We start from the raw sequence: 13404 nt of genomic DNA on the forward strand, positions 1-13404 counted from the left end.
ACGACAATGAACCAGCCCGCATCTGCCTATTTCATCGAGGAGCGCCACGACCCGAACGAGACGCATACGCTTTCGGTGCTCGTGCAGAACGAGCCCGGCGTGCTCGCGCGCGTCATCGGCCTGTTCTCGGGGCGCGGCTACAACATCGAGAGCCTCACGGTCTCGGAGACCGAGAGCCAGAAGCATCTCTCGCGCATCACTATCGTCACCACGGGTACGCCCATGGTGATCGAGCAGATCAAGCATCAGCTCGACCGCATGATCCCGGTCTATCGCGTCGTCGACATGACGCTGACCAAGCGCTCGATCGAGCGCGAGCTGGCGATGGTCAAGGTACGCGGGCAGGGCGAGCATCGCGTCGAGGCGCTGCGGCTGGCGGACGCGTTCCGCGCCCGCGTGATCGATGCCACCACCGAGAGCTTCGTGTTCGAGATCACAGGCAATACAGACAAGATCAATCAGTTTATCGACCTGATGCGTCCGCTTGGCCTTGTCGAAGTGTCGCGCACCGGTGTTGCCGCGATTGGTCGCGGGCCTGAGGGAATGTGAGCCATGCTGGCGCGCGACTGGTATTACAACGAGCGGAACCGGATGGGGATCGGGCCTGCAGTGGCCTCGATCTACGACAGTCATGACGATGCCGATCTACGGGCGCGCGCCGCGCTGAAAATGCTCGGCGTCCAGCGCGGCTGGCGCATTGCCGATATCGGTTGCGGCAACGGCGTGCTCGCGACCGAGGCGGCGCTGATGGGCGCCGAGGTCGATGCCATCGACATCTCGCCCGCGATGCTGGCGCTCGCCGAGATCTACGCGCGCGACCGCAAGGCGCCCGTGCGCACGCAGTCCGCCGGCCTGCTCAGCTTCGCCTACCGGCCGGAATCCTATGACCTGATCGTCAGCGAGTTCACGCTGCACCATCTGCCGGATTTCTGGAAGGCGGTAGCCATGTCGCGGATCTATCGCGCGCTCAAGCCCGGTGCCACTTTCTATTTGCGCGACATCGTCTACGCCTCGATGCCCGATGCCGTCGAGCGCGACGTTGACCAATGGGCCGACTTTGAGATCAAGAACCACGATGTCCCGCGTGAAAGCGTCGTCACCCACATGCGCGACGAGTATTCCACTTTCGGCTGGGTCATGGAGCGGATGCTGACCGACGTCGGCTTCACGCTGGTCTCGGCCGATTACCACGCCCCGATGCACGGCACCTATCTGCTGCGGAAACCCAATTCCTCCACGTAACGGCCGGCGAGCAAGGCTCGACCAGAACAACAAACAGGGCTGCACGACAGGGCAGAACCGGGAACGACAATGAAGCCGGCCGACATCCTCATCGCCATCCTGGTGGCGGTCATCTGGGGGCTTGCCTTCGTGGCGAGCCGGATCGCGCTCGACGAATTTTCGCCGGAGCTGATGACGGCGATGCGCTTCACCATTGCCGCGGTGCCGTGCCTATTCATCCGCAAGCCCAAAGTCGCCTGGTCGCTCCTGATCGCGATCAGCTTCACGCTCTTTCTCGGCCAATTTCTGAGCCAGGCCTATGGCATCGCCCATGGCGTGCCGGTGGGGCTGACCAGCGTCGTCGTGCAGAGCCAGGCGCTGTTCACGATCGGCTTTGCCGCGATCGCATTCGGTGAGCGGCCGACGCCGGTGCAGACGCTGGGCATCGTCATCGCAGCCATCGGCCTTTTGATGATCTGCGGCACGGTCGGCTATGATTTCAGCGTCGGTGCCTTCGCCGTGCTGATGATCGCGCCGGTCAGCTTTGCGGTCGGCAATGTCCTGCTGCGCGGCGCCCGCGGCGTGCCGATGTTCGATCTGTTCGCCTGGTTGTGCCTCGCCACCGCGGTGCCGCTGTTCGCGCTCACGCTGGTCGTCAACGGACCAACGCCGACCTGGCAGTCGCTGATCCACATGTCGCTCACCGGCCTCATTTGCCTGCTGTTGATCGGCGGCATCTCCACCAGCATCGCCTATTGGCTGTGGGGCCGGCTGCTACGTGACTATCCCCCTGCGCAAGTGGTGCCGTTCGCGCTGCTGGTGCCGTTCGTCGGCTCGGCTGCGTCCAGCATCGTGTTCGGCGAGCGGTTCGGCCCGCTGCGTCTCGCCGGCATGCTCACCGTGATCGGCGGTATCGCGGTGATGGTGCTCGCGAAGCGTCCGCAGGTCCTGCCGAAGACCGCGTGAGGTGACTATGGCCTATTCGCTCTTCTATGCCTTCCTCGCCTTTATGGTCGTGATGTATTTCACGCCCGGGCCGAACAACATCATGCTGCTGGCCTCGGGCCTGACCTACGGCTTTCGGCGCACCATCCCCCACATCGCCGGTATCGTCATCGGCTTTGCTTTCATGATCGCCGCCGTGGGTCTCGGGCTCGGCACAGTGTTTCTGGCCTATCCGATCCTTCAGACCATCCTGAAATACGCCGGCGCGGTCTATCTGATTTACCTTGCCGCCGTGATTGCTTTGTCCGGCCCGACCACGCCGGACGGCGAGACCGGCCGCGGCCCGATGACCTTCTGGGGCGCGGCGATGTTCCAGTGGATCAACGCCAAGGGCTGGGTGATCGTGATCGGCACAATCACCGCCTACGCGGCGATTGCCCGATTCCCCATCAATATCGCGATCCAGACCCTGGTCAGCCTACTCGTCGGCGCGGTCTCGACCGTGGTCTGGGTCCTGTTCGGCACTGCACTACGGCCGGTGCTGACCTCCGAGCGGCTGGTCCGCGCCTTCAACATCCTGATGGCGATCCTGCTGCTGGCGTCTCTCTACCCCGTCGTTATGGATGCATGATGCCTCAGCTTTCCATGCAGAAACGGGTTTCCCAGGGGGCCGAAAATGCTCTAGACAGCCCCCGAAATCCGCAAATTTCACCGTCCGAGACCTGACCGACAAGACCTGACCAACGGCCGATTCCGGCCCCTGAACGAGGAAACGACCATGCGTGTTTATTACGATCGCGACGCCGACCTGAACCTGATCAAGGGCAAGAAGGTCGTCATCGTCGGCTATGGCAGCCAGGGCCACGCCCATGCGCTGAACCTGAAGGATTCCGGCGTCAAGGACGTGGCGATTGCGCTCCGCAAGGGTTCGGCCTCGGCCAAGAAGGCGGAAGCTGCCGGCTTCAAGGTGATGGAAGTCGCCGAGGCCGCCAAATGGGCCGACCTGGTCATGATGCTGACCCCGGACGAGCTCCAGGGCGACATTTACCGCGAGCACCTGCACGACAACATGAAGAAGGGCGCCGCCCTCGTCTTCGCGCACGGTCTCAACGTCCACTTCAACCTGCTCGACCCGCGCGCCGATCTCGACGTTCTGATGATCGCGCCGAAGGGCCCCGGCCACACGGTGCGTTCGGAATACCAGCGTGGCGGCGGCGTGCCCTGCCTGATCGCGATCGCCAAGGACGTCTCGGGTAACGCCCACGACCTCGGCCTGTCCTACGCCTCCGCCGTCGGCGGCGGCCGTGCTGGCATCATCGAGACCACTTTCAAGGAAGAATGCGAGACCGACCTGTTCGGCGAGCAGGTCGTGCTCTGCGGCGGCCTGGTCGAGCTGATCAAGGGCGGCTACGAGACGCTGGTCGAAGCCGGCTACGCCCCGGAGATGGCCTATTTCGAGTGCCTGCACGAAGTGAAGCTGATCGTCGACCTGATCTATGAAGGCGGCATCGCCAACATGAACTACTCGATCTCCAACACCGCGGAGTACGGTGAGTACGTCACCGGCCCGCGCATCGTCACCGACGAGACCAAGAAGGAGATGAAGCGGGTTCTGAACGACATCCAGTCCGGCAAGTTCGCCCGCGACTGGATGCTCGAGAACAAGGTCAACCAGACCTCGTTCAAGGCGACCCGCGCCAAGCTCGCCGAGCACCCGATCGAGGAAGTCGGCGCCAAGCTGCGCGACATGATGCCCTGGATCAAGAAGGGCGCGCTGGTCGACAAGTCGAAGAACTAAGCGGCCGTTCGGATGCGGCGTATCGGTTGCGCCGCATCCGGACACGCGAGCGAAAACACAAGCTTCGCTCGCCAAACCAATTCTTAAATCTTCGCGATTATATTCGAGCGAGATCGCAACCAGCGGTCTCGCTCTTTTCGTCTCGCGCGAAGCATTGCTGCTTCATTCAAATTCTTCGCGAGCTGAAGTGCTCCCTGAGCATGAAGAACTGACGCTTAAACCACATTCTTGGTCTCGCGTTGTTTTCGGAATTTCTCAGAAGCTCCCGATCCTCAAAAGCCCAGCGTCTTCAGGGTCAAGGATTCGGCTCTTCATCCATACCTTCAGGATGCAATCAATCGCACGTCGCGAGGTTCGCACCTCGCCTTCAACTTAAGAACTGACACCCGCGGCGTCTCCTTGAGCGGTGGACGGCATTGCGCCCCGGCACCTTTCGCCTGCATGATCGCGGGAGCTCTTGGGGAGGAAGATCATGCGATCCGTCGTCGTCACCGGCGCGTCCACCGGCATCGGCTGGGCCATTGCGAAGTTTCTGATCGGGCGCGGCTATCGTGTTTTCGGTAGTGTCCGCAAGCAGGCCGATGCGGATCGGCTCATGGGTGAATTCGGTACGAACTTCACGGCGCTGCTGTTCGACGTCACCGACGAGGCGGCGGTCCTCGCGGCTGCGCGAAAAGTCCGCGAGGCGCTGGGCGGCGAGACGCTGGCCGGTCTCGTCAACAACGCCGGCGTCGCGGTCGCCGGTCCCGTGCTCGAATTGTCGGTCGACGACTTTCGCCGGCAGATGGAGATCAACGTCATCGGCCCGGTCATCGCGACGCAGGCCTTTGGGCCGCTGCTGGGCGCCGACCCGTCGCTGGAGGGACCGAAGGGCCGGATCGTGATGATCAGCTCGGTCGCGGGCAAGAACGGCAATCCGTTGTCGGCGCCTTACTGCACCTCCAAGCATGCCATCGAAGGTCTGTCGGAGAGCTTGCGCCGCGAATTGATGCTGTTTGGCATCGACGTCATTATCGTCGCACCCGGCGCCGTCAAGACGCCGATCTGGAGCAAGGCCGAGCAGATCGATCTTTCGGTCTACCAGAACTCGCCTTATCTGCCGGCGCTGAACAAGGTCATGGCGTTCATGATGAAGCTCGGCGAGACCGGGCTGCCGGCCGAGCGGATTGCCGAGGTCGTTTTCGAGGCGCTCACCGCCGAGAGGCCCAAGGTTCGCTACCAGATCACGCCGGACCGGATGCGGCATTTGATGACGGCCACGCTGCCCAAGCGTGTGGTCGACCGCATCATCGCCAAGCGGCTCGGGCTGCTGCCGCAGGGCTGAGCCTCCGAGGTGAGACCATTGCCGGACAGGTGATCAATTTCCGATCGTGGGAGCGTCTTGAGATGCCGGCTTATGTGATTTTCGACGTCGAGATCAGGGATTTGCAGCAGTACCAAAGCTTCATGTTGGGCGTGAAGCCCGCCCTGGAGGCCGCTGGAGCTCGATATCTGGCGCGAGGGGGCGCCCACAAGGTCTACGAGGGAGACTGGCAGCCCCGCAGGATCGTTCTGCTGGAATTCCCATCCGTCGCAGCCTGGGAGGCATTTTACACAGGCGCGACCTACCAGGGTCTCAAAGCGGTCCGGGACGCTTGCAGTTCTGCCCGCCTGGTCAGCGTCGAAGGCCTCGACTAGACGGCAAGTCGGTTCTGCACTGCGGGATTTGCCCTAGGGACGAATTGGGCCCGGAGACCGATCGGCTTCCGCTAACATTAAGCGAAGGTCGGACCGCGACACGCGTTGCTTGTCCGTGACCGTTCAATTACAGTTTTATGACACGGTGCAGGCCTTCCGGCTGCGCCGAACGCCGCAGGCCCGGTCAGCCGGCTCGGCATCACCGTGCCGGACCAGCAGTTGCGTGTCGTCGATGGCGTCCGCGCCCAATCCAGGTCCTTCTGCCACGACCGCCGTGCTGGCAAGCGTCGCTGCGCTCGGCATCTGGCGGCTGCTCGCGGTTGCAGCGCCGCATCTCGCGGCGCTCGTCCTGATGTACGAGACCGAGACGGATTTCGGCGCACGGCTCTCCTTCGTGCTGGCCTGGGGCATCCTCAACTTCTTCTGGATCGCGCTGCTGCGGCGGCCGGCGCTCTCGGGTGCGCTGTCGCTGACTATGGTCGTGGTGCTGGTGCTGCTGTCACGGCTGAAGCACGACGTCGTGCAGATGACGGCCAACTTCATCGACCTGATGATGATCGACCGCGACACGGTGGCGTTCCTGTTCACGATCTTCCCGAATTTGCGCTGGTCGGTGATCGGGGCCGGCCTGGTCACGCTGCCGCTGATGTATGCGCTGTGGTGGCTCGACCCATTCCGCATCCGTAGGCTACCGGCGCTCGCCTCGATGCTCGCCTGCCTCGCCGCGCTGGTCGGCTATTCGCTCCACCATCCGGACGAGGCTTGGCGCGGCTATTACGACGACGGCTATCTCTCGAAGTTCTTCCGCTCCGGCGTCAGCGCGGTCTCCGACTTCGCGCAATACGGCTTCATGGAGTCGGCCGCTTCGACCAACGAACGGCTCAACATGCCGCTGGTCGATGCCTGCCATCCTGCCGGCCGGCGGCCGAACATCATCATGGTCCATGATGAATCGAGCTTCGACATCCGCGCCGCGCAGGGCATCAAGGTGCCGGCCGGCTACGGCAGCCATTTCAAATCCTGGGACGGCAAGGAGCGCGCGTTCCTGGCCGAGAGCAATGGCGGGCCGAGCTGGTTCACCGAATACAACGTGCTCGCGGGGTTGTCGTCGCGCTCGTTCGGCCGCTTCGCCTATTTCGTGACGCGCATTGCAACAGGCCGTGTCGAGCGCGGCCTGCCGCTGGCGCTGCGCCGCTGCGGCTACGACACGATGTCGCTGTACCCCGCCTATGGCGGCTTCATGGCCGCGCGCAGCTTTCAGGTGACGACCGGCATCGAACGCTTTCTCGACTCCAAGGATCTCGGCGCCAAGGATGTCGAGCCGGATAGCTTCTTCTACGACAAGGCGCTCCGGCTGATGGGCGAGCGGACGCCGAACAAGCCGCTGTTCACCTTCATCTATCTCGGCGCCAATCATTTCCCCTGGGAGACGCGCTTCCGCCCGGATCTGCTGCCGAACTGGCGCGCACCGGGCAATGTGCCGTCCATCGACGAGTACCTGCGGCGGCAGGCGATGAGCGCCGAGCAGTACAACGCTTTCCTCGCGGGCTTGAAGAAGAAATTTCCCGGCGAACCCTTCCTGATCGTGCGCTACGGCGATCATCAGCCGGAATTCGCGCCCGGTATCCTCGAGCCCGGGCTCGACGAGGGCGCTCTCGGCAAGAAGCTCGACGCCTACGACGCACGTCTCTACGCGACTTACTACGCGATCGACGCCGTCAATTTCGAGCCGGTGAAAAGCGAGGCCGTGATGGACACGGTCGACGGCCCGTATCTGCCGCTGGTTATCCAGGAAGCCGCCGGCATCCCGCTCGATCCGTCCTTCGCCGAGCAGAAGGAGATCATGCTCCGCTGCAAGGGCATATTCTACGGATGCAAGGACGGGGCCGAAGCGCGCCGGCTTAACCGGCTGCTGATCGATGCGGGGATGATCAGGGGGCTGTAGCGTCTCTCCAACGTCGTCCTGGCGAAGGCCAGGACGACATCGAACGAATGGCGCGGCTACCGCCCACCCACCTTCTCCCACAGCCATTTCGCCACTGCATCCGGCGACGAATTCGCGTCATTGCCGGCGGCGCGCAAATTAGCTTCGCGCATGGTCGCGATGTCGATCTTGCCGAGCAGCGGCTTCACCGCGGCCCGCAGCCGTTCGTCGCCGGCGCGCTTTGGGGCCAGCAGCAGGATCGCATCGTAGGGCGGGATCGCGTGCCTGGGATCGTCGAGCGCAACGAGATCGTATTTTGCGATCAACCCGTCGCTGGTGTAGCCGGCGATGACATCGACCTCGCCGCTGGCGACGGCCGCATACATGAAGTCCGGCTGCATCTGGCGCTGGGCGCGGAACGAGAGGCCATAGGCCTTTTGCAGCGCCGCCCATTCGGGTCGCGAGAAAAACTCATAGTCGCCGGCGATCGACAGGGTCGAAGCATGCGCGGCGAGATCGGCGATGGTGCGGATGCCAAGCGCCTCGGCGCGCTTCTTCGGGATCACCAGCGCATAGGCGTTCTCGAAACCGAGCTCGCCGAGCAGGGTGATGTTCTCCTTCGCAAGCGTTGTCTGCAGCTCCGCCAACAGCTCCGCGCGCGGCTTGATGTCCGTGCGGTGAAGCTGATTGGCCCAGAGCGTGCCGGAATAATCGACGTAGAGATCGATATCGCCGGCTTTCAACGCCTCGAAGATCACGCTTGAGCCGAGACCGGAGCGTGCGACGGCGGCGAGACCGGCGGCCTGAAGCCGGTCCCGCATCAGCGCCGACAGCACATACTGCTCGGCGAACGTCTTGGCGCCGACGACATAGTTCTGTGACGAGCGCCCCATCGTCGGCACCAATGTTGCGGCGACCAGTGCCGCGATCCCGGCCGCGCCAAGCGCCGCACGCACGCGGCTGCGCCAGCGCAGGCCGCTCTCGACCAGGCCGAGCAGTTGATCGACGGCGAGCGCCAGCAGGGCCGAGGCAAAGCAGCCGAACAGCACGAACACCCAGTTCTGGGTCTGGAGCCCGGCAAAGATGTAATTGCCGAGGCTGGTCTGCCCGATCGGGGTCGACAGCGTCGCGGTGCCGATCACCCACACCGCGGCGGTGCGGATCCCCGCCATCATGACCGGCAGCGCCAGCGGCAGTTCGACCATCACCAGCGACTGCCGCGCGGTCATTCCGACGCCTTTGGCAGCCTCTATCAGCGCGGGATCGATGCCGTTGAGGCCGGTGATGCCATTGCGCAGCACCGGCAGCATCGAATAGAGCGCCAGCGCCAGCATCGCCGGCAGGAAGCCGAAAGCGGAGAAGGAGACGTCGAACCAGGCCAGCGCCACGGAGGCCGCGAGCAGCAGGAGCGGATAGAACAGCGCGAGCAGCGCCAGCCCGGGCACCGTCTGCACGATGCTGGCGAGCGCGAGCAGCACAGCGCGCGGCGTGGGACGGTTGCGCGTCAGAATCGCCAGCGGCAGGCTGACGATCAGGCCGAGCGCAAGCGCGGCGAGACTCACCCGCACGTGGTTGCCGAGATAGTCGGGCAAATGCGCCAGCGCTTCGCCCCAACGCGGATCCGTGAAAAGGCTCATGCCGCCCCGCCCTTTAGCAGCAGCGCGTTCAATCGCTCGACCTGGCGTCGCGGCGTCCGCAGCAGCTCCAGCACGTAGGCGTCGCTGCTTTTCGAGAGCTCCACTGGCGTGCCCTGCGCCAGCAGCTTCCCGCTGCGCATCACCGCGATGCGGTCGGCGAGCAGGATCGCTTCCGTCATGTCGTGGGTGATCATCACGGTGGTCAGGCCGAGCTTGCGGTGCAGCTCGCGAAAATCGTCGCCGAGCGCATCGCGGGTAAGGGGATCGAGCGCGCCGAATGGCTCATCCATCAGCACGATGCGGGGCCTTGCCGCAAGCGCCCGCGCCACGCCGACACGCTGGCGCTGGCCGCCCGAGAGCGCATCCGGCAACCGCCCGCGATGGGCGGCCCGGTCGAGCTGCACGAGCTCGAGCAACTCATCGACCCGTGTTGCGATATCCGCTGCCGAGACGCCGAGCAGCTTCGGCGTGATCCCGATATTGTCGGCGACGCTCAGATGCGGGAACAGTCCGCCGCTCTGGAAAACGTAGCCGATGCGGCGCCGCAGCGCGACCGGATCGACGGATTGCACGTCGTCGCCCTCGACCGTGATCGTGCCCCCATCCGCCTCGATCAGGCGGTTGGCGAGCCGCAGCAGCGTCGTCTTGCCCGAACCCGAGCCGCCGACGACGGCTACAAATTCGCCTTCGGCGATGTCGAGTGACACATCGTCCACGGCCTTGAGCGCGCCGAAGCTCTTGGTGACGTGGGCATAGCCAATCATCGGCCTGGACGGCATCGGGCGGGGCTCACTGCGCTGACCCGCCCCACGGAAGGGAGGGGGAAGGGAGGGGATGACAAGGCCCATGCGTAGCACGCTTGGCGGCTTGATTGAACTTGGTCGCGCGAGCGGCTAAGGCATCGGGCCAAGTTCGGAGGAAGCATATGATAACGCCTACGGCAGTGGCGCTGGAAGATGCCAAGGTCGCGTTCCAGTTGGGGGACGGGCGGGTCTATACGGCGGTGGAGAAGGCGCATCTGACGGTGGCGCAGGGCGAGTTCGTCGCCATCGTCGGCCCGACCGGCTGCGGGAAATCAACACTGCTCAACGTCGCGGCCGGGCTGCTGAAGCCGGCTGCGGGGAGCGTCAGGATATTCGACCAGCCACTTGCCGGGCTGAACCGGGACGCCGGCTACCTGTTCCAGGCCGATGCGCTGTTCCCCTGGAAGACCGCGCTCGACAACGTCGCGATCGGGCTCGAAGTCAGCGGCACGCCGCGCAGCGAGGCACTGCCGCGGGCGCAGAAATGGCTGACCTCGGTCGGCTTGGGTGCCTTCGCCAACCGCTATCCGCACATGCTCTCGGGCGGCCAGCGCAAGCGCGTGGCGCTGGCGCAGGTGCTGATCCGCGATCCAAAGATCCTGCTGATGGATGAGCCGTTCGGACCGCTGGATGCACAGACCCGGCAGGTGATGGGCAACCTGTTGCTCGACCTCTGGAACGCTGACCGCAAGGCCGTGCTGTTCGTCACCCATGATCTGGAAGAGGCGATCGCGCTCGCCGACCGCGTCGTGATCATGTCGGCGGGGCCGTCCTCCCGCATCATCGGCGACTGGCGCGTGAGCCTGCCGCGCCCGCGCGACATTTTCGAAGTGCGGCTGGACAAGGAATTCCATGCGCTTCATCGCGAGATCTGGAGCGTGCTCAAGGACGAGGTCATGAAGGGCTATGCGCAGTCCACGCAAGCGGCGGAGGCGGTCTGATGTCGCGCGTCACGCTGCTTACGCTGCAAGTGCTGGTCGCGGTGGTCTGCCTCGCGCTGTGGCAATTGCTGTCGACCGTGCCCGTGTTCGGCAAGATCCTGCTGCCGCCGTTCTTCTTCTCCAATCCGGTCGATGTCTTCGCCCAGATCGTCAAATGGTTCTCGTCCGGTGTGATCTGGAAGCATCTCGGCATCACGCTGACGGAATCGATCCTGGCCTTCGTGATCGGATCGGCCGGCGGTGTGCTGATCGGCTTCTGGTTCGCGCGCCAGCCGCTGGTCGCCGCGGTGTTCGATCCCTACGTCAAGATGGTCAACGCTCTGCCGCGTGTGGTGCTGGCGCCGATCTTCGCGCTGTGGCTTGGGCTGGGCATCTGGTCCAAGGTCGCGCTCGGCGTGACGCTGGTGTTCTTCATCGTGTTCTTCAACGTCTATCAGGGCGTCAAGGAGGTCAGCCGCACCGTGCTGGACAACGGCCGCATGCTCGGCATGAGCGAGCGGCAGCTGATGCAGCACGTCTATTGGCCTTCGGCGCTGTCGTGGATGTTCTCCTCGCTGCACACGTCGGTCGGTTTTGCCGTGGTCGGTGCCGTCGTCGGCGAGTATCTGGGATCGGCGGCGGGGCTCGGCTACCTCATTCAGCAGGCCGAGGGCATATTCGACGTCGCCGGCGTCTTCGCCGGCATGTTCGTGCTGTCGGCCTTCGTCATCCTGATCGATTTTGGCGTGACATTGGTGGAGCGGAGACTGCTGGTCTGGCGCCCGACCGTGGACGGGCGTGGCTAAGCCGCGAGGGGCCCGCGCACCGCGCGAGCCCCGGATCGCGAAAGCTCAATCCAGCAGCTTGGTGTCATCGGGGGCCTGCGGCGGCGTCTTGATCGCGATCGCCTTGACCTGTCCGCTGATCGGCTTGGTGCCGCCATGCGGCGTCCCCTTCGGGATGATGACAAGGTCGCCCGGCTTCACCGTGACCTCCTTGTCGCCGAACCAGATCGTGCCGGTGCCCTCTAAGATGTACTGGATCTCGTTGGTGTTGGGATGCATGTGCTTGGGCACATTGCCGACCTGGATCGAGATGGTGGCGCCATCGGCGCTTGCGAACGTCTTGGAGCGGTAGCCGACGGCGTTGGCATTCCCGAGCGCGTCGCCCTCCATCTCGCCGGTGTGGATGATCTGCGGAGGGATGTTCTCCGCGGCCAGCGCCGGCCGCAGCAGGTGGGTTGCGCCGCATCCGGCGGCAAAAGCGGTGGCGATCGACAGTCCGATTGCAAGGCGATTCATGGATGATCCTCCCCATCAAGAATTGTTCTTGTGGGCTTCATGCTATTGCGCCGAAAGGCCGATGGCCAGCGCCTTCGGTCCTGCTTCTCAAGCCAGCCCGGCTGCTTTATGGTGCCGCCAGCCGAACGGAGGAAACCAATGAAGAACACGATAGCCAGGCTCGCGGGCGCGCTGCTCGCGCTGACGCTCACCACCGGTCTTGCCGCGGCGCAAAGCAAGGTCACGATCGCGATCGGCGGCGGCTCCTGTTTGTGCTATTTGCCGACGGTGCTGGCAAAGCAGCTCGGCGAATACGACAAGGCGGGTCTCGACGTTGAGCTCGTGGACCTCAAGGGCGGCTCGGACGCGCTCAAGGCCGTGCTCGGCGGCAGCGCCGACGTGGTCTCCGGCTATTTCGACCATTGCGTCAACCTCGCGGCCAAGAAGCAGGAGCTTCAGGCCTTCGTGGTCTATGACCGTTATCCCGGCCTCGTGCTGGTGGTTTCGCCGTCGCACACCAACGAGATCAAGTCGATCAAGGACCTCGCCGGCAAGAAGGTCGGCGTCAGCGCGCCCGGCTCCTCCACTGACTTCTTCCTGAAGTATATGCTGAAGAAGAATGGCGTCGATCCCGCCAGCACCGCCGTGATCGGCGTTGGCCTCGGCGCCACTGCGGTCGCCGCCATGGAGCAGGGCCAGATCGATGCGGCCGTGATGCTCGATCCCTCCGTGACCGTGCTCCAGGGCAGCCACAAGGATCTGCGCATCCTCTCGGACACCCGCACGCAAAAGGATACACTTGAGACGTTCGGCGGCGAATATCCGGGCGGCGCGCTGTACTCGACCGCGGCCTGGGTCGCCGGCCACGAGAAGGAGACGCAGGCGCTGACCAACGCGATCCTGGGCACGCTCGCCTGGATCCACTCGCACTCGCCCGAGGAGATCATGGCGAAGATGCCGGAGGAGACGGTTGGCAAGAACAAGGACCTCTATCTCGCGGCACTGAAGAACACGATCCCAATGTTCTCCGAGACCGGCAAGATGGACCCGAAGGGCGCCGACGCCGTGCTCGCGGTGTTCAGCGTTGGATCGCCCGAGGTCGCCAACGCCAAGATCGACGTCAGCAAGACCTTCACCAACAAGTATGTCGAGCAGGCCAAGAAGACCACGGGAAGCGTCAAATAACTGACGCGAAGGTG

At 64.1% G+C, this 13404-nt stretch carries 14 protein-coding genes; 11 read left to right on the forward strand and 3 right to left on the reverse strand.

Annotated features, from left to right (window positions below; genetic code table 11):
* The first annotated feature begins 6 nt into the window (after positions 1–6).
* From ilvN to IVA93_RS09650, 8 genes are all read left to right on the forward strand, one after another.
* Positions 7–549 (forward strand): acetolactate synthase small subunit, encoded by a 543-nt coding sequence (gene ilvN, locus IVA93_RS09615; protein ID WP_007613340.1) that lies wholly within the window; start codon positions 7–9, stop codon positions 547–549.
* Positions 550–552: 3 nt separating this feature from the next.
* A complete protein-coding gene (locus IVA93_RS09620) occupies positions 553–1242 on the forward strand; it encodes a class I SAM-dependent methyltransferase (RefSeq protein ID WP_007613338.1) in 690 nt (229 codons plus the stop codon).
* Between the two features lie 69 nt (positions 1243–1311).
* Positions 1312–2187, forward strand: a complete 876-nt coding sequence (locus tag IVA93_RS09625) for an EamA family transporter (RefSeq protein ID WP_018454343.1) — start codon at positions 1312–1314, stop codon at positions 2185–2187.
* A gap of 7 nt (positions 2188–2194) precedes the next feature.
* On the forward strand, positions 2195–2797 hold the full coding sequence (locus tag IVA93_RS09630) for a LysE family translocator (protein WP_018454344.1): 603 nt from the start codon (positions 2195–2197) through the stop codon (positions 2795–2797).
* A gap of 147 nt (positions 2798–2944) precedes the next feature.
* Entirely contained in the window at positions 2945–3964 is a 1020-nt protein-coding gene (ilvC, locus tag IVA93_RS09635; RefSeq protein WP_007600992.1) for a ketol-acid reductoisomerase, read from the forward strand.
* 472 nt (positions 3965–4436) lie between these two features.
* Entirely contained in the window at positions 4437–5288 is an 852-nt protein-coding gene (locus IVA93_RS09640) for an SDR family oxidoreductase (protein WP_018454345.1), read from the forward strand.
* Between the two features lie 62 nt (positions 5289–5350).
* Positions 5351–5641, forward strand: a complete 291-nt coding sequence (locus IVA93_RS09645; RefSeq protein ID WP_018454346.1) for a DUF1330 domain-containing protein — start codon at positions 5351–5353, stop codon at positions 5639–5641.
* A 232-nt stretch (positions 5642–5873) separates the two neighbouring features.
* A complete protein-coding gene (locus tag IVA93_RS09650) occupies positions 5874–7586 on the forward strand; it encodes a sulfatase-like hydrolase/transferase (protein WP_018454347.1) in 1713 nt (570 codons plus the stop codon).
* 56 nt (positions 7587–7642) lie between these two features.
* On the opposite strand, the gene IVA93_RS09655 is transcribed toward IVA93_RS09650, so the two are convergent.
* Together IVA93_RS09655 and IVA93_RS09660 are read right to left on the reverse strand one after the other, a co-directional pair.
* Positions 7643–9202 (reverse strand): glycine betaine ABC transporter substrate-binding protein, encoded by a 1560-nt coding sequence (locus IVA93_RS09655; RefSeq protein WP_247542083.1) that lies wholly within the window; start codon positions 9200–9202, stop codon positions 7643–7645.
* On the reverse strand, positions 9199–9981 hold the full coding sequence (locus tag IVA93_RS09660; protein ID WP_018454349.1) for an ATP-binding cassette domain-containing protein: 783 nt from the start codon (positions 9979–9981) through the stop codon (positions 9199–9201). Before IVA93_RS09660 ends, IVA93_RS09655 begins: the two co-directional genes overlap by 4 nt.
* 146 nt (positions 9982–10127) lie before the next feature.
* On the opposite strand from IVA93_RS09660, the gene IVA93_RS09665 reads away from it, so the two are divergent.
* Positions 10128–10946 carry an ABC transporter ATP-binding protein gene (locus IVA93_RS09665; protein ID WP_026232716.1) on the forward strand — a complete coding sequence of 273 codons (819 nt, stop codon included), beginning with the start codon at positions 10128–10130 and terminating at the stop codon, positions 10944–10946.
* On the forward strand, positions 10946–11731 hold the full coding sequence (locus IVA93_RS09670; RefSeq protein ID WP_018454351.1) for an ABC transporter permease: 786 nt from the start codon (positions 10946–10948) through the stop codon (positions 11729–11731). Before IVA93_RS09665 ends, IVA93_RS09670 begins: the two co-directional genes overlap by 1 nt.
* A 45-nt stretch (positions 11732–11776) precedes the next feature.
* On the opposite strand, the gene IVA93_RS09675 is transcribed toward IVA93_RS09670, so the two are convergent.
* On the reverse strand, positions 11777–12226 hold the full coding sequence (locus IVA93_RS09675; protein WP_018454352.1) for a cupin domain-containing protein: 450 nt from the start codon (positions 12224–12226) through the stop codon (positions 11777–11779).
* Positions 12227–12364: 138 nt separating this feature from the next.
* Between IVA93_RS09675 and IVA93_RS09680 the strand changes: the two genes are divergently transcribed.
* Entirely contained in the window at positions 12365–13390 is a 1026-nt protein-coding gene (locus tag IVA93_RS09680) for an ABC transporter substrate-binding protein (protein ID WP_018454353.1), read from the forward strand.
* Positions 13391–13404: the final 14 nt, after the last annotated feature.

Source organism: Bradyrhizobium sp. 155 (genome assembly GCF_023101105.1).
Lineage (GTDB): Bacteria > Pseudomonadota > Alphaproteobacteria > Rhizobiales > Xanthobacteraceae > Bradyrhizobium > Bradyrhizobium canariense_D.

Coding starts and splice junctions, on each gene's coding strand:
- IVA93_RS09625 (WP_018454343.1), top strand. CDS start 1,312: ATGAAGCCGGCCGACATCCTCATCGCCATCCTGGTGGCGGTCATCTGG.
- IVA93_RS09645 (WP_018454346.1), top strand. CDS start 5,351: ATGCCGGCTTATGTGATTTTCGACGTCGAGATCAGGGATTTGCAGCAG.
- IVA93_RS09670 (WP_018454351.1), top strand. CDS start 10,946: ATGTCGCGCGTCACGCTGCTTACGCTGCAAGTGCTGGTCGCGGTGGTC.
- IVA93_RS09630 (WP_018454344.1), top strand. CDS start 2,195: ATGGCCTATTCGCTCTTCTATGCCTTCCTCGCCTTTATGGTCGTGATG.
- IVA93_RS09660 (WP_018454349.1), bottom strand. CDS start 9,981: ATGCCGTCCAGGCCGATGATTGGCTATGCCCACGTCACCAAGAGCTTC.
- IVA93_RS09655 (WP_247542083.1), bottom strand. CDS start 9,202: ATGAGCCTTTTCACGGATCCGCGTTGGGGCGAAGCGCTGGCGCATTTG.
- IVA93_RS09640 (WP_018454345.1), top strand. CDS start 4,437: ATGCGATCCGTCGTCGTCACCGGCGCGTCCACCGGCATCGGCTGGGCC.
- IVA93_RS09675 (WP_018454352.1), bottom strand. CDS start 12,226: ATGAATCGCCTTGCAATCGGACTGTCGATCGCCACCGCTTTTGCCGCC.
- IVA93_RS09665 (WP_026232716.1), top strand. CDS start 10,128: ATGATAACGCCTACGGCAGTGGCGCTGGAAGATGCCAAGGTCGCGTTC.
- ilvC (WP_007600992.1), top strand. CDS start 2,945: ATGCGTGTTTATTACGATCGCGACGCCGACCTGAACCTGATCAAGGGC.
- IVA93_RS09680 (WP_018454353.1), top strand. CDS start 12,365: ATGAAGAACACGATAGCCAGGCTCGCGGGCGCGCTGCTCGCGCTGACG.
- ilvN (WP_007613340.1), top strand. CDS start 7: ATGAACCAGCCCGCATCTGCCTATTTCATCGAGGAGCGCCACGACCCG.
- IVA93_RS09650 (WP_018454347.1), top strand. CDS start 5,874: ATGGCGTCCGCGCCCAATCCAGGTCCTTCTGCCACGACCGCCGTGCTG.
- IVA93_RS09620 (WP_007613338.1), top strand. CDS start 553: ATGCTGGCGCGCGACTGGTATTACAACGAGCGGAACCGGATGGGGATC.